The organism is Paenarthrobacter sp. NPDC090520 (genome assembly GCF_044769205.1).
In the GTDB taxonomy this organism is placed as follows: Bacteria; Actinomycetota; Actinomycetes; order Actinomycetales; family Micrococcaceae; genus Arthrobacter.
This window is the reverse complement of record NZ_JBIVXM010000002.1, coordinates 430,069-449,610: the sequence shown is the minus strand read 5'-3', so window position 1 is coordinate 449,610 and position 19,542 is coordinate 430,069. Positions and strand designations below refer to the sequence as shown.

Annotated in this window: 19 protein-coding genes; 11 read left to right on the top strand and 8 right to left on the bottom strand. The window is 64.1% G+C overall.

From position 1 onward, the window contains the following. Positions 1 to 294: 294 nt before the first annotated feature. Both hxlA and ACIQTZ_RS04710 read left to right on the top strand, forming a co-directional pair. A complete protein-coding gene (gene hxlA, locus ACIQTZ_RS04715; RefSeq protein WP_400332587.1) occupies positions 295 to 933 on the top strand; it encodes a 3-hexulose-6-phosphate synthase in 639 nt (212 codons plus the stop codon). Between the two features lie 32 nt (positions 934 to 965). Further along, a complete protein-coding gene (locus ACIQTZ_RS04710) occupies positions 966 to 1,589 on the top strand; it encodes a helix-turn-helix domain-containing protein (protein ID WP_400332585.1) in 624 nt (207 codons plus the stop codon). Between the two features lie 64 nt (positions 1,590 to 1,653). On the opposite strand, the gene ACIQTZ_RS04705 is transcribed toward ACIQTZ_RS04710, so the two are convergent. From ACIQTZ_RS04705 to ACIQTZ_RS04695, 3 genes are all read right to left on the bottom strand, one after another. Continuing rightward, positions 1,654 to 2,943 carry an ammonium transporter gene (locus tag ACIQTZ_RS04705; RefSeq protein WP_400332582.1) on the bottom strand — a complete coding sequence of 430 codons (1,290 nt, stop codon included), beginning with the start codon at positions 2,941 to 2,943 and terminating at the stop codon, positions 1,654 to 1,656. A gap of 134 nt (positions 2,944 to 3,077) precedes the next feature. Further along, on the bottom strand, positions 3,078 to 4,211 hold the full coding sequence (locus tag ACIQTZ_RS04700; protein WP_402977946.1) for a tyramine oxidase subunit B: 1,134 nt from the start codon (positions 4,209 to 4,211) through the stop codon (positions 3,078 to 3,080). Positions 4,212 to 4,339: 128 nt separating this feature from the next. Continuing rightward, a complete protein-coding gene (locus ACIQTZ_RS04695; RefSeq protein ID WP_402977979.1) occupies positions 4,340 to 5,152 on the bottom strand; it encodes an MBL fold metallo-hydrolase in 813 nt (270 codons plus the stop codon). A 266-nt stretch (positions 5,153 to 5,418) separates the two neighbouring features. Between ACIQTZ_RS04695 and ACIQTZ_RS04690 the strand changes: the two genes are divergently transcribed. After that, entirely contained in the window at positions 5,419 to 5,625 is a 207-nt protein-coding gene (locus tag ACIQTZ_RS04690; protein ID WP_400332577.1) for a DUF2945 domain-containing protein, read from the top strand. Positions 5,626 to 5,704: 79 nt separating this feature from the next. Next, positions 5,705 to 7,453: a pyruvate dehydrogenase gene (locus tag ACIQTZ_RS04685; protein WP_402977943.1), complete on the top strand. Its 1,749-nt coding sequence runs from the start codon at positions 5,705 to 5,707 to the stop codon at positions 7,451 to 7,453. Between the two features lie 19 nt (positions 7,454 to 7,472). Here the strand turns inward: ACIQTZ_RS04685 and ligD are convergent, their stop codons facing one another. Both ligD and ACIQTZ_RS04675 read right to left on the bottom strand, forming a co-directional pair. Continuing rightward, positions 7,473 to 8,717 carry a non-homologous end-joining DNA ligase gene (gene ligD, locus ACIQTZ_RS04680; RefSeq protein ID WP_402977940.1) on the bottom strand — a complete coding sequence of 415 codons (1,245 nt, stop codon included), beginning with the start codon at positions 8,715 to 8,717 and terminating at the stop codon, positions 7,473 to 7,475. A 77-nt stretch (positions 8,718 to 8,794) separates the two neighbouring features. Further along, positions 8,795 to 9,211 (bottom strand): Rid family hydrolase, encoded by a 417-nt coding sequence (locus tag ACIQTZ_RS04675; protein WP_402977937.1) that lies wholly within the window; start codon positions 9,209 to 9,211, stop codon positions 8,795 to 8,797. 98 nt (positions 9,212 to 9,309) lie between these two features. Here ACIQTZ_RS04675 and ACIQTZ_RS04670 point away from each other — a divergent pair, with 98 nt between their 5' ends. The 5 genes from ACIQTZ_RS04670 to ACIQTZ_RS04650 all read left to right on the top strand — a co-directional run bounded on the left by ACIQTZ_RS04670 (position 9,310) and on the right by ACIQTZ_RS04650 (position 14,611). After that, positions 9,310 to 10,182: an ABC transporter ATP-binding protein gene (locus ACIQTZ_RS04670; RefSeq protein ID WP_402942360.1), complete on the top strand. Its 873-nt coding sequence runs from the start codon at positions 9,310 to 9,312 to the stop codon at positions 10,180 to 10,182. After that, a complete protein-coding gene (locus ACIQTZ_RS04665; RefSeq protein ID WP_402942362.1) occupies positions 10,179 to 11,153 on the top strand; it encodes an ABC transporter substrate-binding protein in 975 nt (324 codons plus the stop codon). The genes ACIQTZ_RS04670 and ACIQTZ_RS04665 overlap by 4 nt, the downstream gene beginning before the upstream one ends. Positions 11,154 to 11,165: 12 nt before the next feature. Further along, entirely contained in the window at positions 11,166 to 13,295 is a 2,130-nt protein-coding gene (locus ACIQTZ_RS04660; protein ID WP_402977934.1) for an iron ABC transporter permease, read from the top strand. Between the two features lie 104 nt (positions 13,296 to 13,399). Further along, entirely contained in the window at positions 13,400 to 14,032 is a 633-nt protein-coding gene (locus ACIQTZ_RS04655; RefSeq protein WP_400332558.1) for a dihydrofolate reductase family protein, read from the top strand. Positions 14,033 to 14,128: 96 nt separating this feature from the next. Further along, on the top strand, positions 14,129 to 14,611 hold the full coding sequence (locus tag ACIQTZ_RS04650; protein ID WP_402977931.1) for a pyridoxamine 5'-phosphate oxidase family protein: 483 nt from the start codon (positions 14,129 to 14,131) through the stop codon (positions 14,609 to 14,611). Here ACIQTZ_RS04650 and ACIQTZ_RS04645 read toward each other — a convergent pair. Then, positions 14,608 to 15,438 carry a hypothetical protein gene (locus tag ACIQTZ_RS04645; RefSeq protein WP_402977928.1) on the bottom strand — a complete coding sequence of 277 codons (831 nt, stop codon included), beginning with the start codon at positions 15,436 to 15,438 and terminating at the stop codon, positions 14,608 to 14,610. The genes ACIQTZ_RS04650 and ACIQTZ_RS04645 overlap by 4 nt on opposite strands. 119 nt (positions 15,439 to 15,557) lie before the next feature. Between ACIQTZ_RS04645 and ACIQTZ_RS04640 the strand changes: the two genes are divergently transcribed. Beyond that, entirely contained in the window at positions 15,558 to 15,887 is a 330-nt protein-coding gene (locus ACIQTZ_RS04640) for a hypothetical protein (RefSeq protein ID WP_402977925.1), read from the top strand. 62 nt (positions 15,888 to 15,949) lie between these two features. Here the strand turns inward: ACIQTZ_RS04640 and ACIQTZ_RS04635 are convergent, their stop codons facing one another. Further along, positions 15,950 to 17,761 (bottom strand): glycoside hydrolase family 15 protein, encoded by a 1,812-nt coding sequence (locus ACIQTZ_RS04635; protein ID WP_402977922.1) that lies wholly within the window; start codon positions 17,759 to 17,761, stop codon positions 15,950 to 15,952. Positions 17,762 to 17,800: 39 nt separating this feature from the next. Beyond that, positions 17,801 to 17,947: a hypothetical protein gene (locus ACIQTZ_RS04630; RefSeq protein WP_400332545.1), complete on the bottom strand. Its 147-nt coding sequence runs from the start codon at positions 17,945 to 17,947 to the stop codon at positions 17,801 to 17,803. 171 nt (positions 17,948 to 18,118) lie between these two features. Here ACIQTZ_RS04630 and ACIQTZ_RS04625 point away from each other — a divergent pair, with 171 nt between their 5' ends. Continuing rightward, positions 18,119 to 19,540, top strand: a complete 1,422-nt coding sequence (locus ACIQTZ_RS04625; RefSeq protein ID WP_402977919.1) for an FCD domain-containing protein — start codon at positions 18,119 to 18,121, stop codon at positions 19,538 to 19,540. Positions 19,541 to 19,542: the final 2 nt, after the last annotated feature.

Below are 19,542 nucleotides of genomic sequence, written 5' to 3'. Positions count from 1 at the left end.
ACATCGGCTTCATGCTCGAACCCCACGGCTTCTTCAACCAAAACCCCACCCTCAACCTCCCCACCACCACCAGCACCACCCAAACAGGTGACAGCGACACCTGCTGCCACAACGGGAACCAGCACCCGCACGGAAGCAAGTAAGTACGCAAAGGCGCCGGCGCGGAGCCACCACGGCTCCGCGCCACGTCCGTTTCAAACTTTCGGTCCCCGGTGCGGCATCGGCAAAGTCGTCCGCTGCCGCTCCGGGGACCGGTTTCATTTCCACAGCCGTATCCCCTTTAGGAGCCACCTCATGAAACTTCAGGTAGCCATCGACCTCCTCACCACCGAAGCCGCGCTCGAACTGGCTGGCAAAGTCGCCAGGTATGTGGACATCATCGAACTAGGGACATCCCTGATTAAGTGCGAGGGGCTTGCGGTCATCACGGCCGTCAAGGAAGCCCATCCGGACAAAATCGTCTTTGCTGACATGAAGACCATGGACGCGGGTGAGCTGGAAGCCGACCTGGCATTCAGCGCCGGCGCGGATCTGGTCACTGTGCTTGGTGCTGCGGACGACTCCACCATCGCAGGTGCCGTCAAAGCCGCAAAAGCCCGGAACAAGGGTGTAGTAGTTGACCTGATCGGCGTCACGGACAAGGTTGCCCGTGCCAAGGAAGTCTGGGGTCTGGGTGCATCGTTCGTGGAGATGACCGGTGGCCTGGACGAGCAGCGAGCCCCGGGATTTGACTTGGATGCGCTGGTCCGTGCTGGCGTAGCATCCGGCGTACCGTTTTCGGTTGCCGGTGGCGTCAAGCCACGTACCATCGACGCCGTCCAGCAGGCGGGCGCGGATGTCGCCGTCGTCGGTGCCGCTATCCACGCAGCGCCCAACCCGACTGAGGTCGCAAAGGATCTCCGCTCGGCCATTATGTGGCGGCCTGCCGCCTAAGGTGTGGGCGGGACGCATCTATACTCAAACGCATGACAACTGGGCGGGCGGAAAAGGCCGAAGAAACCGTAGGGCACCAGGAATCAGAAGCCACTCTCGGCGCCTTGGAGGGCGTTATCGCTGTCCAGGTGAAACGGCACAGGGTGGACGCCGGGATGTCGGCAGCGGAACTGGCGAATCGCACAGGTTTGTCCAAGGCGATGATTTCGAAGATCGAGTCGGCCAGCACTTCGTGTTCGTTGACTACCTTGCAGCGTCTGGCCCAAGGCTTGAACGTACCGGTGACGGCGCTGTTCCAAGGCGCGGACACCGAACGCGAAGCCACCCTGACCCGGGCCGGGGAAGGAAGCGTCACGGTCAGGAGCGGTACCCGGCACGGCCATGAGTACCGTTCCCTCGGCTCACTCAAGCGCCGTGAGCACGCCATTGAGCCCAGCCTCGTAACGCTGACTAGTGCTTCCGATGTCTTTCCGCAGTTCCAGCACCCCGGAACGGAGTTCATTTACATGCTCGAAGGTCGGATGGTCTACGGGCACGGGTCTTACGAGTACGAGCTCGCCACCGGGGATTCGTTGGTCTTCGAGGGCGAAGGTCCGCACGGTCCGCTGCGTCTGGTGGAGCTGCCTATTCGCTTCCTCGCGGTTGCAGCCCGCTGAAAGTGCATGAAGAGGGCGGCCTGGATGATTCTCCAGCCCGCCCTCTTCACGAACGCGAGGCGCTTTAGGAACGGGAGGGGGAGCCGAGCATTTCGGGCTCTTCATCCACCAGGTAGGCCTCTTCGGCGTGGGCAGCAATGTCGATGCCGCGCAATTCGTCTTCCGGCCGGATGCGCAGTCCCACGGTCACCTGAACGAGTTTTGCCACGAGCCAGGTTGCGGCGAAGGAGTACAGCAACACGGCTCCCGTAGCGAGGGCCTGGGTGCCGAGGAGGTCAAAACCGCCGCCGTAGAGCAGTCCGGCCGCCTTGTTCGGGGCTGCTTCGGTGGCGAAGACGCCAATCAGCAACGTGCCGATGACGCCACCCACCAAGTGCACTCCCACCACGTCCAGGGAGTCGTCGAAGCCCAGGCGGAACTTCCACTCCACCGCCAGCGAACACACCGCACCGGCGATGGCTCCGATGGCGATGGCACCGATCGGGCTGACTGCGCCGCACGCAGGAGTGATGGCAACAAGACCGGCCACCAGCCCGGAGGCGGCGCCGATGCTGCTGGCGCGCCCGCGGCGGAGGCGCTCGACGGCGATCCAGCCCAGGAGCGCAGCGGCACCTGCCACTGAGGTGGTCAGGAAAACGACGGAGGCGGTGTTGCCGGCCGCGAGCGCTGACCCGGCATTGAAGCCGTACCAGCCGACCCAGAGGAGTCCTGCACCGACGAGGACCAGGGGCCTGCTGTGGGGCCTGACGTGTTCGCTCTTGGGCCATCCGGCGCTTCGGCCAAGGACCAGTGAGAGAGCGAGCGCGGCGACGCCTGCGTTGATGTGAACTGCTGTGCCACCGGCGAAGTCGATGGCTTTGAGCCCGTTGAGGATCCAGCCGCCGGTGATGCTGCCGTCGGGGGAGTTCAGGGCGAAGACCCAGTGGGCGACGGGGAGGTAGACCACTGTTGCCCAGAGCGCGGCGAACAGCATCCAGGCGCCGAACTTCATGCGTCCAGCTGCGGCGCCGGCAATGATGGCGGTGGTGATGCCTGCGAAGAAGAGCTGGAACGCGGCGAACAGGGCCGGTGGGATGGCGGCGTTGGGGTCCTCTGCAAGGAGTTGTTCCAGTCCGAGGTACTGGGTGGGGTCGCCGAGCAGCCCGGCGCCGCCGAGGGAGTTCCCGAACACCGCGGAGTAGCCGAACGCGGCCCAGAGGACGGCGACGATGCTGACGCCGCCGAAGCACATCATCATCATGTTCAGGATGCGTCTGGAGCCGACCATTCCTCCGTAGAAGAGGGCCAGGGCGGGGATCATGAGACAAACCAGGGCCGAGCTGACCAGCAGCCAGGCGACATTTCCCGTATCCATGGGAAACCCCTTTCGAACGGTTCTTGTTGGGTGGAGTGGACTGAGTTGGGTGCGGTGGGTTGGGTTGGATGAGTTGGTGTGCGTTGGGGGCGGGCGACCGCCGCCCCCAACGCAGGTCTTCTTGGTGGGGCGGGTCAGGCGAGGGCGGGGGTTTCCCAGAGGTTCAGGACGGTGCCGATGTTCTTTTCGTCGGCGGTGTGGTAGAGCTCGGTGGCCCAAGCGACGTCTTCGATGGGCATGCCGCCGACGGAGTAGAGGATGATTTCTTCGTCGTCGCGGCGTGCGGGGAGCTTGCCGGTGGCGATGTCGGCGATTTCTTCGATCTTGGAGGCGGGGATCTTCCCGTCTTCGAGGAGTCCGAACCAGTGGGATCCGGGGATGCCGAGGATTTGGTAGGCGGTGGGGCCGTATTCTTCGAGCCAGGCCTGGTAGAGGCCTTCGGCGTCGATGACCAGGCGGGCGTCGCCTTGGAGGAAGTCGTCATCGAAGCGTGCAGCGGCAGGCAGGAGCAGCAGGGCGCCGGGCTTGATGGCGTGCTTGGGGAAGTAGGGGAAGGCCTCGCTGCCGGCGGCGTCGGTGGAGGTGGTGGCCATGACGACGTCGGCGTCGGAGATCGCGTCCTCGATGCTTGCAGCCGGGGCAACCTTGGTCAGTTGCGGGAAGGTGGCCTGGGCCCAGTCAACGAAGGCCTGGGTGCTGCCTTCGCTGCGGCCTTTGACGTAGAGGGTGTCGATGGAGGGGCGAAGGGCCAGGGTGGTGGAGAGGACGGAGCGGGCGATCACGCCGGGTCCGACGACGGCGGCGACCTTCGCGTCGGCCTTGGCAAGGTGCTTGACCCCGACGCCGGGAACGGCACCGGTGCGGTACGCGCTGAGGAGGTTGGCGCTCATGATGGCCAACGGGGCCCCGGTGTCGCTGTCATTGAGGACGAACACGTGGATGGAGCGGGGGAGGCCCTTCTGCCGGTTTTCCGTGTTGGAGCCGTACCACTTCACACCGGAGGTGCCGAAGCGGCCACCGAGGTAGGCGGGCATCGCCATGAAGCGGCGGTCCGGGCCGTCCTTGGGCATCCCTGCGAATTCGGGGGCTGCGGGGAACGTGATCATGGCCCCGTGGGAGTTGCCGTTCTCGCCGGCCATCCGGTAATCGCCCTGGCGCAGCAGGACAAGGGCTTCCTCCATGACGTCGGTGCAGCGGACCAGATCGCCGACGCCGGCTTCGATCATGTCGGGTTCGCTCAGGTAGCGGAAGTTGATCTCGGTGGACATTGGTACTCCTTCGTGGATCATGTCATGAAACATTGGTAACTGACATTCAACACACATGGCGTTTCCGATCCATCAAGCGGAAGTTTCCGGCGTGTAACTTCTCGTTCCCCGCCGGACGCCAGGCCACGCTAGGTCAGATGGTCGAAATCCCCCCGCGCCCACGCGGCATGCCTCTCGGCAGACTTCCTCAGCACTGCCTTCGCTCCGGATGCAATGACGTTGTTGAAGTTTCCGTACATCCGGTCGAACTCAAGCCCACCCAGATCCTCCGCCAGGCGCAACGCCACTGTGCCGGACAAGGGAAGATGGTTTGGGTAACTGCGCATGAAAGCTACCGATCGGCGGTCCGGGTTGGGGAACACCGTATCGCCCGTCAGCAGAACGCCTCTTCCGTCAGCTCCTGCCGCCCAATGCACCACGGCACTGCCCGGAAAGTGGCCTCCGGCCTGATGGAGCGTCAGCCCCTCCGCGAGGCGCCGGCTCCCCGCCCACGAAACAACGTTCGGGTCATGGCGGCCCAGCCATTGCCGATCAATCTCGGGCACCAGGATGGGAACTCCACCAAGCCTGCGGGACCACTCCACCTGCACACCGAACATGTGCGGATGGCTCGCCGCAATTGCCAGGACGGGCCCGCGATCAAGCACGGCCCGCACGGCGGCGTCATCCACATAGCCAACCGGGTCCCAGATCACGGACCCCTCCGGAGTGAGAACCCATTGGGATGTTTGTCCAATGCCAACTTTGGGTTCTACCCGAATACCCCAAAGGCCCGGCTCGTTTTCTCCAAACACCACCCGATGCCCAGCCGCCGCCAACCCGTCAAGGCCAAGCCACCGCTGGCCTTCCTCCGGGACGTACTGCCGCTCGTCGGCACAGATAGGGCACAGCTCCGGCGTGGGCTCCTCGCGCTCAACCCCACACGTTCCACAGACCAACATCCCAGCGTTCCCTTCCACCGATTCCCCTGCACCCTCCCGCAGGCTGGATGCCCCACACTATGGCACCCCACGTTGCGCAGGAAGAGGCTGCCATTGCGCCCGCATATGCCTCCAACAAAAAGACGAAACTGCTGCCGGGGGCTGCCACTTCGTCAAGGGAACTTCCGCACTCAGTCCAACTCCACTAGCGTCGTCTGCGAAGGCCCCCACAGGTGCGCCTTCCAGCTATCCAGGCCCGGACTGTCCAGACCAAGCAAAGGAACACCATGGCACTGAGCAAGGGAACACGAGTGGAATGGAACACCTCCCAAGGCAAGACGCACGGCAAGATCGTGGAAAAGAAGACGAGCGATTTTCAGCTTGATGGCAACACCCACCGGGCCAGCGAAGATGAGCCGCAATACGTGGTCGAATCCGCGAAAACGGGTGCCCACGCAGCCCACAAAGGATCCGCGCTGACTGAACTGCCGTAGACGCGGCCGGAACACCGTTGAGCGAAGGCGGCTATATTGGCCCTGTCAGCCACCAAGCAAAACAGGGGAGTCTGCACACATGGCCAAGGAACTCGCCACTCAGCTCATTGAACAACTCCAGGCTGCGGGGGTGCAGCGGATCTACGGGATTGTGGGTGACAGCCTGAACCCCCTGGTGGATGCCGTCCGGCAAACCGGAGGATCCGCAAATGGCGGCATCGACTGGATCCACGTGCGCCACGAGGAGGCAGCCGCGTTCGCTGCGGCCGCGGACGCGCAGCTGACCGGGAAGCTGGCAGTGTGTGCGGGCTCCTGCGGTCCCGGCAACCTTCACCTGATCAACGGCCTCTATGACGCCAACCGGACAGGCGCTCCGGTACTGGCCATCGCTTCCCACATACCCAGCAAGCAGATCGGCAGCGGATTCTTCCAGGAAACCCACCCTGACCGGCTGTTCAATGAGTGTTCCGTCTACTCGGAACTGATCAGCACGGCCGAACAAGCCCCAAGGGTCATGCACAGCGCCATCCAGAGTGCGCTGGCACTCGGCGGAGTGGCCGTCGTAACACTCCCGGGCGATATTGCCGGCCTCGAAGCCACAGCGCCCTCGCCGCTGCCGGCCACCTTCCGCCCTGCCTCCCTGATCCCCGATCCGACGAGCGTGCAGAGGCTCGCCGATGCCATCAACGACGCCGGCAAGGTCGCCATTTTCGCCGGGGCGGGCGTTGAGGGAGCACACAGTGAGCTGATCGCGCTGGCCGAACTCGCCAAGGCGCCCATTGGACACTCCCTGCGGGGCAAGGACTTCGTCCAGTACGACAACCCGTTCGATATCGGCATGACGGGACTGCTTGGATATGGCGCGGCAGCGGAAGGAATCGAGGACGCTGACCTGCTGATCCTTCTCGGGACCGATTTCCCCTACGACCAGTTCCTGCCGGACACCCGCACGGCCCAGGTGGACAGGGCAGCACAGCGGCTGGGGAGACGGACCGACGTCGATCTCGCCGTACACGGCGATGTCCTGCCTACCCTCACCGCCCTGCTGCCCCTGGTGAAGCCGAAGACCAACCGGCGTTTCCTGGACCAGATGCTCAAGAAGCACGATCGCTTGATGAACAAAGCCGTGGGTGCCTACACGCGGAAAGTGGAGAAAAAGCAACCGATCCACCCGGAGTACGCGGCATCGCTGCTGGACCAGACGGCGGCCGAAGACGCCATCTTCACTGCCGACACCGGAATGTGCAATGTGTGGACGGCCCGGTACATCAACCCCTTGGGCACGCGCAGACTGATTGGCTCCTTCCTCCACGGCTCCATGGCGAACGCCCTGCCGCACGCCATCGGAGCGCAAGTGGCGTTCCCGGAACGCCAGGTGGTCTCGGTTTCGGGGGACGGCGGCCTCTCCATGTTGCTGGGGGAACTCATCACGGTCGCCGCGCTCAAACTTCCGGTGAACGTGGTGGTGTTCAACAACTCCACGCTGGGCATGGTGAAGCTGGAGATGTTGGTAGACGGCCTGCCTGACTTCGGCGTTGACGTTCCCGACGTCAACTATGCGGCAGTGGCCACCGCCCTGGGATTCCATGCTGTCCGGGTTACGGACCCCGCGGACATTGAAGGGGCGTACCGCTCGGCATTCGCCCACCCCGGGCCGTCGCTGGTTGAGCTGATCACCGACCCGCAGGCGTTGTCCCTCCCGCCCAAGATTTCGGGCTCCCAGGTCATCGGCTTCGCTACCGCAATGTCCAAGGTGGTGCTGAACCGTGGGGCAGGGGAGGCGGTCAGCATGGCCCGGAGCAACCTCCGCAACATCCCACGGCACTAGCGGAACAAGGGGACCGGGCTCACGCTCCGGGCAGGCCGGGCCATTCCTTTCCGGCCCAAGGATCGTAGTTGGCGATCAGCTCTTCCTGCTCCGGGCGTTGTGCCTCCGGAACGTGCTGGAGGTTGATGCGGACGCGGTACCACAGGGAGCTTGAGCCGCGCATCCCGTCCACCAGGACATCGGCGGGGTGCAACTCCGCCACAACAGCTGCGTGGCGCGCCTTCCACTCCTCCAGCGCTTCGAGGGCTTCGGCCTTGGTCTTGGTCCGGGCCACTTCAATGAGCGGCATGACCGACTGCCGCCGTCCCGAACCATCACCCGAACGCGGAGCTTTCTCAGCCGGTCCCAGCTCGGCGGCCAAGGCGAGGAGCCGGTCCAGGCTACCTGCAGCGCCGTCGATCCCTGCATGGGGATCCCCTTGTTTCGCGAAGCGCGCCGGTACGGTCAACACGGTGAATTGGCCGGGCCTGGCCGTCGCGAGCTCGTCCCAGGTCAGGGGAGTGGAGACCCTGGCGTCGGGGAGCGGCCGCACCGAGTAGGCGGAGGCCACCGTCCGGTCCTTGGCGTTTTGGTTGAAGTCAACGAAGACGCTCTCTCCGCGCTCCTCCTTCCACCATCGGGCAGTGGCGAGTCCGGGCGCCCGGATCTCCACTTCCCGGGCGAGCGTTTCGGCGGCGAGGCGCACCTGCTTGTAGTCGTGGTCCGGCGCAATCCGGACCAGGATGTGCAAACCCCGGGATCCGCTGGTTTTGGGCCATCCCACCAATCCAACGTCTTCCAGCACTTCCCCCGCAACGTAAGCAACATCCACGATTTGGGACCAATCCACTCCCGGCATGGGATCCAAATCGATCCTCAGCTCGTCCGGGTGGTCAAGGTCCTCGGCGCGTACAGGATGCGGATTGAGGTCGAGGCACCCCAGGTTCACCACCCACGCCAATCCTGCAGCATCCCGGATGACCGCTTCCTCCGCCGAGGTCCCGGACGAATAATGCAGGGTTGCCGTGTCGATGAAGGGTGGATGGTTCTCAGGAACCCGTTTTTGGAAGAACGGCTCGGCGTTGATGCCTTTGGGGAAGCGCTTGAGGACCATCGGACGGCCGCCCGCACCGCGCAATGCTCCCTCCGCGACGGCAAGGTAGTACCGCACCAAGTCCAGCTTGGTGATCCCCGGTTCCGGAAATACCACCTTGTCCGGACTTGAAATGCTGACATCCCAGTCGTCGATGGCCAGGATCTCGGGCGGGGTCTTTGACGGACTCATGGCGTCACGCTAGCAACGTTCGGACCCGTGAACCAGAGGCGTTGCCGGAGGCACCTCGCGGCGACCTCACGTAACAGTCAGTGCACGACGGCGGCTACCGCACTGATCTCCACCAGCGCCCCGGGAACACCGAGGCCAGCCACCCGTGCGGCCATGACCAGCGGTGGTTCATCCGACGCTAGCTCGGAAGCGATGGCACCGTATCCCGCCCCGAGGTCCGCACCGTCCACAAAGAGCACGGTCCACTGCACCACGTCGGAAAGGGTTGCTCCGGCTGCGGCCAAGGCGGTGCGGGCGTTGGCCAAGGCACGGGCCGACTGTACTGCAACATCGTCCAGTCCAATGAGGTGGCCGTCCGCATCCACAGCATTCTGGCCTCCCACGTAAATGGTGGTTGCGCCAGGCGGCACGATCGCGACATGGCTGAAAGCAGGGCTGTTCACGAGCCCTTGGGGACGAAGGCGCTGGACAGTAGGGAGCTGGTCAGAAGACATGCACGTAATGATGCCACCACCAGGCCTGGGTGTGACCCCGATAACAGATGAAGCCGCCGTTTTCTTAAATAAGGTAAGGCTAAGCTAATCTTCCATCTGTGATTGAGCAAACTGTGTTTGAGCAGGGAAAACAGGCCGGCCTCGAGGCCCACGACCTTGTGCTGCGCTACGGCGCCAAGGACGTGGTCCACGGTGCGGGCCTTAACCTCGAGCCCGGGCGGATCGTCGCCCTGGTGGGCCCCAACGGCAGCGGAAAGTCCACGTTGCTGCGGGCCTTGGCACGTTTGCATGCCACATCGTCGGGAAGTGTTACCGTCAGCCCCTCGGACGGTGAGGCAGTTGATGCCCTCATGATGAAGCGCAGCGATTTCGCCCGCCACGTGACGTTGCTCTCGCAGAGCCGCCCGGTGCCCCACGGCCTGAGCGTCCGTGACGTGGTCGAATTCGGCCGCCATCCGTACCGCGGACGGTGGCGGGCCGCCGACCCCGAGGGGGCTGCCGCCGTCGAACGCGCCATGCTGCTCACCGGCGTCGGCGACTTGGCCGGCAGGGGAGTCCACGAGCTTTCGGGAGGGCAGCTCCAGCGCGTGTGGCTGGCCAGCTGCCTGGCCCAGGACACCTCGGTGCTTCTGCTCGACGAACCGACGAACCATTTGGACCTTCGCTACAAGGTGGAAATCTTCGACCTGGTGTTCGACCTCGCCCGCGTCCATGGCGTAGCCGTCGGCGTCGTGTTGCACGACCTCGACGAGGCCGCGGCGTTGGCCGACCAGGTGGTAGTGCTCTCCAAAGGCCGCATCGCTGCGGCGGGTCCTGCACACGAGGCCCTCGACCCCGCCCTCCTCAGCGAGGTCTATTCCATCCCCATCGTTACCCATACTGATCCGCTGACCGGAAGGCTGCGCACCCGCGCAGTGGGCCGGCACAGCGAAACCCAACCCCTCACCAAGGAAAGGACCATGCGTCCATGAAAATCCCCAAGGCTTTGGCCGCTACGGCTGCTGCCGCGCTTCTCCTCACCGGCTGCGGCACTACAGAAGCACCTGCCGGTTCGGCCTCCAGTGGCGCCGCAGGCGGCGGTGCCATCACCGTGACCGACGCCCGCGGTACGGAGGTCAAACTCGACGGACCCGCCAAGCGCGTAGTCGGCACCGAATGGAACGTCGTGGAAAACCTCACGACGCTCGGCGTCATGCCCGTGGGTGTGGCCGACGTCAAGGGTTACAGTGCCTGGGTCACGGCCGGCAAGCTGGACAGCACGCCCAAGGACATCGGAACCCGCAGCGAACCCAGCTTCGACACCATCGCTTCCCTGGATCCCGACCTGATTGTCGCCACCACAGACCTGGCCGACCCGGTCATCAAGCAGCTTGAGGAGCTCGCTCCCGTTGTGGTGGTCAAGTCCGCCGACGCGAGCCGCCAGATCGCCCAGGCAGAGGACAACCTCAAGCTCGTCGCCAAGGCAACAGGCACGGAGAAGAAGGCCGATGAAGCCATCGCCGCGTTCGATGCAGCGGTGGCAAAGGGCAAGGCCGACCTTGAAAAGGCCGGGCTCGCAGGAAAGCGCGTGGCCTTCGCCGACGGTTGGGTGGCCGACGGCAAGGTTTCTGTCCGGCCGTACGTCAAGGGATCACTGCTGGCAGACATCAACACCGAACTTGGCCTGGTCAGCCCCTGGCCCATGGAAGGCGATCCCGCGTACGGCCTGGCGTCCACCGACGTCGAGGGATTGACTGCCATCAACGCTGACAGCTTTGCCTACATCACCAACAACGCCGACGGCGACTTCACCGATGAGCTGACCAACAATGCGGTCTGGAAGTCCCTTCCGTTCGTCGCTTCCGGAAGCGTCCACCGCCTGCCGGACGGCATCTGGATGTTCGGTGGCCCGGCTTCGATGACGCAGTACGTCGACGCCCTGGTGGCATCCCTCACCAAATAGCACCGCCGCATCATGACCCAAACAGCACGGAGGCCCGCCATGACCGCTGCCACGGCCGTGGCGGGCGCTCCCGCCCCCGCTCCTGCAGGTTCCCGGCGCTGGTCCGGAACCGTCCTCGCCGCCGTGGCCGGCCTGCTGCTCCTGGTGGCCTTTTCGCTGATCCACCTGACGCAAGGGACGGCCGACGTCGGCCCTGACAAGTTGCTGGGGATGCTCACCGGCAGCGGCTCGGACCAGGCGACAGCGGTGTTGATCGCCTCCCGCGTGCCCCGCCTTGTCGCAGGCCTCCTGGTGGGCGTCGCCCTGGGCGTTGCCGGGGCTGCACTGCAATCGGCAACCCGTAACGTCCTGGCATCACCGGATACCTTGGCAGTCAACGCCGGCGCGCATTTCGCGATCGTAGGCGTAGCGGCGTTCGGCTTGACCTTGCCCGCGCTCTTGTCCGGTGGAGTTGCCTTCCTTGGCGGCCTTGCCGCAGCCGTGCTCGTGCTGGCGCTGTCCGGTGCTGGAGCCAACGGCAACGGTAGCCCCATTCGCCTGGTCCTTGCAGGGACAGCCCTGGCGCTGGGGCTTCATTCGGCGACCAGCGCCCTCCTGCTGCTTTTCAGCCAGCAAACAACCGGGCTGTACGCCTGGGGACAAGGAAGCCTTGCCCAGTCCCGCAGTGATGAATTGCTGCAGTTCACGCCGGTGGTAGTGGTTGCTGTCGCCTTGCTCCTGGTACTGTCCCGCAGGCTTGACCTCCTGGGCTTGGGAGACGATGCCTCGAGGCTGGCGGGCGCGGATCCGCGCGTCGCCCGAGTGGCCGCCGTCGTGCTGGCTGTTGTCCTGTCCGCAGCGGCGGTGACCATCGCGGGACCCATCGGTTTTGTCGGGCTATGTGCCCCGGCCATCGTCCGCTTGCTGGCCAGCCGCCTCCGCGGCCTCGGCAGACACCGTTCCCTCCTGCCCGTTTCCGGGTTGGCCGGAGCGATCGTCGTGGTTGGCGCGGATGTCGCCGTACGAGGGCTGTTCGGCGCCCAGGCCGGCGTTGAGGTACCAACGGGCGCGGTGACCACCGTCTTTGGCGCAGTGTTCCTGGTGGCCTTGGCGTTGCGCATGACCGACGCCGGTCTCAGCGCGGCCGGGGATGCCCTGGCACGATTGCGCTCGCGCAGGTTTTTCAGGGGCGTCCTGGTGGCCTTGCTGGTGCTGCTGGCAGGGCTGCTGGTGGCCGGAGCTTTGCTTGGCGATGCCAAATTGCTGCTGGGGGATCTGACCAATTGGTTAACGGGGCAATCCGGAAACCGGGTTAATGCCATCCTGGGCACCCGGATGCCGCGGGTCCTGGCCGCGGTCCTGGCGGGTGCGGCGCTGGCCCTTGCCGGCGCCCTCATCCAGGCAGTTTCCCGGAACTCCTTGGCCGAGCCTGGCATCCTGGGTGTCTCGGGCGGCGGCGGTTTGGCAGCCATTGCGGTGATCACCACAGCACCACTGGCTGGAGCGTGGGTGGTTACCGGCTCGGCTTTACTGGGAGCCGCGTTCTCCGCCGTCTTGGTCTTTGGCCTCTCCTTCCGCGGAGGCCTGCAGCAGAACCGGCTTGTCCTGATAGGAATCGGCGTCTCCGCGGGACTCGCAGCCATCATTACCGTCCTGCTCGTTTCAACGGATCCGTTCAACCAAACCAAGGCTCTGACCTGGCTTTCCGGGTCAACGTACGGGCGAAACTTCGCGTCGGTCCTGCCTCCGCTGCTTGCGCTGGTGATGGCCGTGCCCGTGCTGGCCGCCCTGCGGAGGGACCTCGACCTGATTGCCGTGGACGACGATTCGCCCCGCGTCCTTGGCATCCAACTGACGCGGTCCCGGTTGATCCTCCTCTCCGTGGCAGTGCTCCTGACCGCCGGGGCGGTTTCGTCGGTGGGCGTCATTGCGTTCGTGGGCCTCGTGGCTCCTCACGCTGCACGCACCTTGGTGGGCGCGCGGCACGTGCGTGTCCTTCCGGTGGCGGCCCTGATCGGCGCTTCTACAGTGGTCCTGGCTGACGTCATCGGGCGCACGATCATTGCCCCGGCCCAGATACCCGCCGGCATCACCACGGCGCTGGTGGGCGCGCCCTACTTTGTCTACTTGCTGTGGCGGTCCCGCGTGGATCGGAGTGCCTGAAACCGGCAGCCGTGGCCTGCCGGTGGGAGTCCTTGAAGGGCGGACGGCGGCGGCGGTAGCATAGCCGCCACCACACCCGAACCCAGCCAATCGAGGAGCCAACCATGGGTGAAAGTGCAGCGGAGAAAACGTCAGCCAAGTTGATGGTGGATCTCATCATTTCCTTGGACGGCTACGCCTCGGGCGAAGGCTGGCCCGGCTGGTGGGGGCTGGAAGGACCGGAATATTTGGCTTGGCTGGACGAAGAAGGAAAAAAGGACATCACCCTTCTGATGGGGGCCAACACGTATAAGGTCATGTCCGGCCTTTCCCAGCAGGCGGAGGACGAAGGCTCAGGGTTTTCCGACGACGAAGGTGCAAGCCTGACAGGGTTGGCAGCTATGCCCAAAATCGTCTTCTCCAAATCCGTGGAGGAACCGCTGGCTTGGCCAAACACCGAGCTTGTACGTGGGGATGCCGTGGAGGCCGTCCGGGAGCTGAAGCGCACCCGCACGGGAACCTTGAGTACCCTGGGCAGCCTCAGCCTGACCCGGTCACTGCTGTCTGCAGGACTGGTGGACCGTTACCGGCTGGTGGTCTTTCCCGTCATTACCGGCCGGACCGGGAGCGAGCGGATCTACGACGGATATCCGGACGTAGCCCTGGAACTCGTGGAGAGTCGCACCTTCGATGGGCGGTCCCAACTCCTCGAGTACGTTCCCACCCTGATCGAGGGACCGCCCCCGGGACGCCCGTGACCTGCCGCCTTCGCCTGCCCGACTAGTAAATAAGTAAACTTACTAATAGGCTGGCAAGCCGGGAGGGTCCCGGACAAACGGTGGAATGAGGCAACCATGAGTGAAGAGCAGGGCATCGCAAAAGTCACGGACATCATCAACCACACCAAGATTGGCATGTTGACCACCATCAACGAATCAGGGGCGTTGGTCAGCCGCCCTTTGGCCGTCCAGGAAGTCCGTGATGACGGTGACCTCTGGTTCTTTACAGGCTTGGGCACCTCGCAGGTAGCCCACATCCGGGGCGACAGCAGGGTCAACGTTTCCTTCGGCAAGAACACTGAGTGGGTCTCCGTGGCCGGCACCGCGGAAGTGGTCACGGACAGGACCACCATCCGTGAACTCTGGAACCAGGCCGTAGAAGCATGGTTCCCTGACGGCCCCGAAACTCCTGAGGTCTGTCTGCTTCGGGTGGACTCCGACTCGGCCGAGTACTGGAGCACTCCGGGCGGAACCGCTGCGACCGTCCTTCAATGGGTAAAGTCCAAAGTTTCCGATTCGCGGATGAGCGTCGGCGAGAGTGGGACGGTGGACCTCTAGGACCCCGGCTGTTGCGGCAAGACGAGCATGTAGCCGGTAGGCAGGTCGGTGCTCCACCGCCGCGGTTCGCGGACCACGAACTGCGTGGCCAATTGTTCCGGATTCAGCAACGTGTCAGGGGCCGGCGAAGGGCCCCATTGGCCACTGCCGTAAGGGTACAGCGGATCCATGACCCTGATGCCGGTTACCTGGAACTCCGAATGCAACCGGGGATCGCCTACTGACTCGAACCCACTCATCACCCATGCGTGGCGTCCACTCCACATCACCAGGCCAACTGGCCTGCCGGTGTAGGCCATGGCCCGAGCAGCGGTTCGCAGTGCGTCCTCGTAAGCCGGAATGCTCACCACCTTGTAGGGGCCCATGCCCACCTCCCCAAGCACCGCCGCCCAGCCCATGGGGTTGGCACCGTTGAAGGCGTTGGACGAACGCACCCGGGCCATCTCCCACAATTCGCCTTGTTGGGCCTGCCCTGCCCACGTGCCCTCGCCGCCCTTCCGGACCAGGTTGTGAGCCATCTGGATGCTCGCGGCCACGCACCACTCGAAGGTGTACTGCGGTACGAAATCGCCGTCCTCATAGAGGTTGAAGGTGAAGGGCTGCGGTTCAGCTATCTGGGTTGGTGCGGGAAGCGGTGCCGGGGTTGCCGCGGCGGTAGGTGACGCGTCGCCTGCCATGGCCTCTGCGGATTCGACCGGACCGGGCTGGCTGGCTGGGGCTGCCTGCGCGGGCGGGGGAGAGGGGAGGTCGACAGCCGGTGAGCAGCCCGACGTCAGGAACGCTGCAACAGCGACTCCGACGAAGAGACGGGCTGGGGTACCGGTCATGGTCGAACCAGTCTATTCCTGCCCTTGTGATGCAGGACAGGTATGCGTAGCGTGGAGGGATAGGCTCTTCGCCGATGCAGCCCGGCGGTTCTTGCCTTTCATCCCCATTGGAGGCCGTCATGGCCACAGACAATTTCGCGCGCTTTATCCAGGAATCCCTGGTTATTGAAGAAGACACCGACGACGGCATGGATATCGATACCCTCTACGGCCTGTACATCAGCTGGTGCCGGATAACCGACATAGCGCGGGAACCAGAAACGCGATTCCTCTCCACTGTGCGCCGGCATCGGCTTCGTTGGGGCCGCCAGGACGGCGGCTGGGTCCTCGTGGGCCTGCGCATGATCGGTCCCGCTGCCCGGGACTATGTCACGTCCGGTGCAGTTCTTTCCCACGCCGGAAATGACGAGGTGTGGGAGCTTCCCTTGGAACCTGGCGCGGCCGCCTGACCGGCCGCCTCCGGCGGGTCAACCCACTCAGGAACCGTGCAGGAGCGCTCAGGGTGACGTACTTACAGGGTCCTGGCCAGGCTGAGTAAGTCCACACCGTGGAGCGCATCCGCAGCACGTACCAGGGCCAGATGCGAGAAGGCTTGGGGATAGTTCCCGGCCATCCGTCCTTCTTGGGTGTCGTACTCTTCGCTGAGCAGGCCAAGTTCATTGCTGAGCCCCACCAGCTGGTCCATGAGGCGTTTGGCATCGTCTTCCCTGCCTGTTCGGGCGTACTGTTCCACCAGCCAGAACGAGCAGGCCAGGAAGGGGTGTTCTCCGGGTTCCAGGCCGTCCACACCCGTCTCCGTCCTGTATCGCAGCAGCAGGCCGCCGTCGTTCAGCAGTTCGTCTTCCAGGCGTGCCACCGTACCCAGCATCCGTTCGTGGCGGTACGGCAGGAACCCAACCTGGGGCATGACCAGGAGGGCTGCGTCCGTTTGGGTTCCGCCGTAGGTCTGGGTAAAAGAATTGAGCCCAGGGTTGAAGGCCCGGTCCATGATCTCTTCGCGCAGCTTTTCGCGGAGGTACTCCCAATGCCCGGCCGGGCCCTCAAGGCCGTGATCTCGAACTGCACGAATGCCGCAGTCGAAGGCGGCCCACATCATCACCCGTGAATGGGTGAAGAACCGTGGCTCACCCCGTATTTCCCAGAGGCCGTAGTCCTTGTCATCAAGGTGTTTCTCGACGAATCCCAGCAAGATCTGTTGCAGGGTCCAGGAGAAATGGTCCTCCTTGCCGCCAGCCATACGCAGTCTCTCCAGAGCCACCATGACTTCGCCAACCACATCGGCCTGGAACTGTGCCACGGCCGCATTTCCGATCCGCACGGGCCGGGAATCTGCGTACCCCGGAAGATGATCGAGAACCCGCTCCGGCAGGTCCCGTTCGCCTCCGATGCCGTACATGATCTGAAGGTCCTCCGGTTGGCCGGCCAGCGCCCGCAGCAGCCAGTCACGCCACTGCAATGCTTCGGTTTCGTAGCCATGCGTCAACATCGATTCCAAGGTCAACGCAGCATCACGCAACCAGCAAAACCGGTAGTCCCAGTTCCTGGAGCCGCCAAATTCCTCCGGGAGAGAGGTTGTGGGGGCGGCGACAATCCCGCCCGTTTCGTAGTTCGTCAGGGCACGCAGGACCAAGAGGGACCGCTTGACGGCTTCTCCGTAGTCGCCGTTGGAGCGGCAGTGGCTGCCCCACGTTGTCCAGTAGGCAGTGGCCTGCTGCAGGGCGGCGTCCACATCGATTCTTGCCGGCGCCGGACGATGCGACGGAAACCAGGTCAACTCGAAGTCGACAATGTCCGACGCCGATACCGTGAACCCTCCTGCGTGACCGTGTGTGTGCGGTTCCGGAAGGTGCGGGCCGCGAAGGGCCAAAGCGTCCGGCCCGGCCAAGGCCTGGAGCATGGTCCCGCCGGAATCAAGGTCGTGGACTCGTCGCGTCCAGGGGACGATCTTCGCGTAGCCCGGACGAATGACCAGTTCCTGGTGCATTTCCACCACGCCCTCAAGCCCGGTGATGCGGCGCAGAACCGACGACGTGGCATGCCCTACCGGCATGAAATCTGTGACCCGGACGGAACCCGTGGACGCGCGCCAGTGTGTCTCCACGATGAAGGTCGAATCAACGTATGAGCGGCTAGTCACCACGGCTTCCGGGTCACCCGGGGCGAGCAACCACCGTCCGTGTTCATCAGTGCCCACCAGGGCGCTGAACTGCGCGGGGGAGTCGAACCTCGGGAAACATGCCCAATCAAGGCTGCCGCGACGGGAAACCAGCGGCCCGGTCAGGAGATCCGACAGCAGTGCATAGTCCTCGATGGGATCGGCCATGGCTTTACTAAAACACACCCGGAAGCGTGAGGGGAGGGGCTACCTGGCGGCGCTCAGCGCCAACGGCGAGCAGACAAAGAACTGTGGCTGCTCAACCTGGGCGAACGGAACGACGATCCAGCGGCCACCATAAAACTCAACATAGGAGTCCTGGTTGCATTGTGCGTAAGCTTCTTCCCGCGTCATCGTCTTCTCCTTTCCTCATCTAGGTTTTGGACCACCACTACTGATCTGTGTCTGACCGGAACAGGTGCCCTTCTGCTCTTCGATTGGTACTCTTAACTATAGACTTTCATTGATAAGGGTCAATAGACATTCAAGGTTAAATGTCACTTTCTTCGAGGAGGACGGGTACCGGTGTCGACATGGAAAGAGCAACTGGCTTTCGCCCCGCTGGAGACTGCCGACAGGGGAGAGGAAGTCGCCCGGCGCCTTAGGCACGCCATAGAACTCGGCGTCCTCGAGGACGGATCCCAACTGCCGAGCGAAAGCTATCTGGCCACCAGAATGGGCGTGTCAACATTGACGCTGCGGGCAGCCCTGGCCGAATTGCGGGGATTGGGTCTCGTGGAGACCCGGCGCGGCAAGGGCGGAGGAAGCTTCGTCAAGGCCAACACGGGCGACGTCGCGCGGATGCAAAAACAGTCGGTCGGCACCTACTCCTTGGAGGATTTGCGCGACCTCCGCGAGTTCCGCGCGTTCCTGGCCGGCAGCGCCGCTGCGGCCGCAGCGGAGAGATCCAGTCGGCTGTCCCTGGCCCGCCTTGAGTACATGTCCGATGAAATCCGGACAAGCGAACACCCAGCGGACGCGATCCGGGCCGACAGCAAATTCCACATTGAGCTTGCGGCGAGCTCCGGCTCCGTCAGGCTGACCAGGCAGGAAGCGGAGCTGCAAGCCGAGGTTGGCCCACTGATCTGGATGGACCCTGCACCCCGCAGGCAGGCCGCGGCCGACGATCACGCGCAGATCGTCGAGGCCATCAAGGCCGGCGACGTCGCGCTAAGCCGGCAGCTCGCCGAAGACCATGTGCGGCGGGACATGAACCTGGTCATCGACGAACGGTTGGAGCTGGACGTTTCGCCCATCGATACCAAAGGAAAGCCCCCGTCCGTGGACCGCGTAGTGACGGCCATCGAGACGCTTGCCGGCACTTTCCAGGGGATCGCCGCTGCCTCACTTCGAGACCTCGAGCAGGCAGTTCGCACCAGCATTTCCTCGGGCGTGAGCCGGGAGAAGGCGGATACGGAGATTTATGCCGTGGCCAGAAGGTCACTGGCCATCGGGGTACCCCTCCTGTACGGCAACGGCTTCATGGCCGATCAGGAATTCTATGGGGAGGGATGGATAGCGTGGTGCTACGCGCCCACCGGCCCTGAGTCCCACCAGCGGCTGTACATCGATATGGATCTCTATGAGGTGAACACCGTACCGTGGCTGCCGGGGGAGGACACAGAGGAGGGCGGCTACCACGTCAGCCACGCCTACGTGGACGCCAGCGGAACCAATGAGATTGTGATGACTTTCGGCAGGCGTATCACCATAGACGGCCAGTACGCCGGGGTAGTGGGCGCCGATGTTTCGGTCAGCCAACTCCAGACTGCGTTCGAACCCCATCTGCGCGCATTGCCGCCCAACAGCTGCATCGTTGACCAGCATGGAGCAATTCTGGCAACGAACACCGGCCGCTTTGTAGGTGGAACCATACCCGTCGATTCCGGGGATTCACGTGAGCTGCCCGGCGTCCCATGGCGGCTCTGTATCGGCTACGCCGGTTAGAC

Excerpts from the sequence above, each read along its gene's own strand:
- hxlA (WP_400332587.1), top strand. The coding sequence starts at position 295 with ATGAAACTTCAGGTAGCCATCGACCTCCTCACCACCGAAGCCGCGCTC.
- ACIQTZ_RS04710 (WP_400332585.1), top strand. The coding sequence starts at position 966 with ATGACAACTGGGCGGGCGGAAAAGGCCGAAGAAACCGTAGGGCACCAG.
- ACIQTZ_RS04705 (WP_400332582.1), bottom strand. The coding sequence starts at position 2,943 with ATGGATACGGGAAATGTCGCCTGGCTGCTGGTCAGCTCGGCCCTGGTT.
- ACIQTZ_RS04700 (WP_402977946.1), bottom strand. The coding sequence starts at position 4,211 with ATGTCCACCGAGATCAACTTCCGCTACCTGAGCGAACCCGACATGATC.
- ACIQTZ_RS04695 (WP_402977979.1), bottom strand. The coding sequence starts at position 5,152 with ATGTTGGTCTGTGGAACGTGTGGGGTTGAGCGCGAGGAGCCCACGCCG.
- ACIQTZ_RS04690 (WP_400332577.1), top strand. The coding sequence starts at position 5,419 with ATGGCACTGAGCAAGGGAACACGAGTGGAATGGAACACCTCCCAAGGC.
- ACIQTZ_RS04685 (WP_402977943.1), top strand. The coding sequence starts at position 5,705 with ATGGCCAAGGAACTCGCCACTCAGCTCATTGAACAACTCCAGGCTGCG.
- ligD (WP_402977940.1), bottom strand. The coding sequence starts at position 8,717 with ATGAGTCCGTCAAAGACCCCGCCCGAGATCCTGGCCATCGACGACTGG.
- ACIQTZ_RS04675 (WP_402977937.1), bottom strand. The coding sequence starts at position 9,211 with ATGTCTTCTGACCAGCTCCCTACTGTCCAGCGCCTTCGTCCCCAAGGG.
- ACIQTZ_RS04665 (WP_402942362.1), top strand. The coding sequence starts at position 10,179 with ATGAAAATCCCCAAGGCTTTGGCCGCTACGGCTGCTGCCGCGCTTCTC.
- ACIQTZ_RS04660 (WP_402977934.1), top strand. The coding sequence starts at position 11,166 with ATGACCCAAACAGCACGGAGGCCCGCCATGACCGCTGCCACGGCCGTG.
- ACIQTZ_RS04655 (WP_400332558.1), top strand. The coding sequence starts at position 13,400 with ATGGGTGAAAGTGCAGCGGAGAAAACGTCAGCCAAGTTGATGGTGGAT.
- ACIQTZ_RS04650 (WP_402977931.1), top strand. The coding sequence starts at position 14,129 with ATGAGTGAAGAGCAGGGCATCGCAAAAGTCACGGACATCATCAACCAC.
- ACIQTZ_RS04645 (WP_402977928.1), bottom strand. The coding sequence starts at position 15,438 with ATGACCGGTACCCCAGCCCGTCTCTTCGTCGGAGTCGCTGTTGCAGCG.
- ACIQTZ_RS04640 (WP_402977925.1), top strand. The coding sequence starts at position 15,558 with ATGGCCACAGACAATTTCGCGCGCTTTATCCAGGAATCCCTGGTTATT.
- ACIQTZ_RS04635 (WP_402977922.1), bottom strand. The coding sequence starts at position 17,761 with ATGGCCGATCCCATCGAGGACTATGCACTGCTGTCGGATCTCCTGACC.
- ACIQTZ_RS04630 (WP_400332545.1), bottom strand. The coding sequence starts at position 17,947 with ATGACGCGGGAAGAAGCTTACGCACAATGCAACCAGGACTCCTATGTT.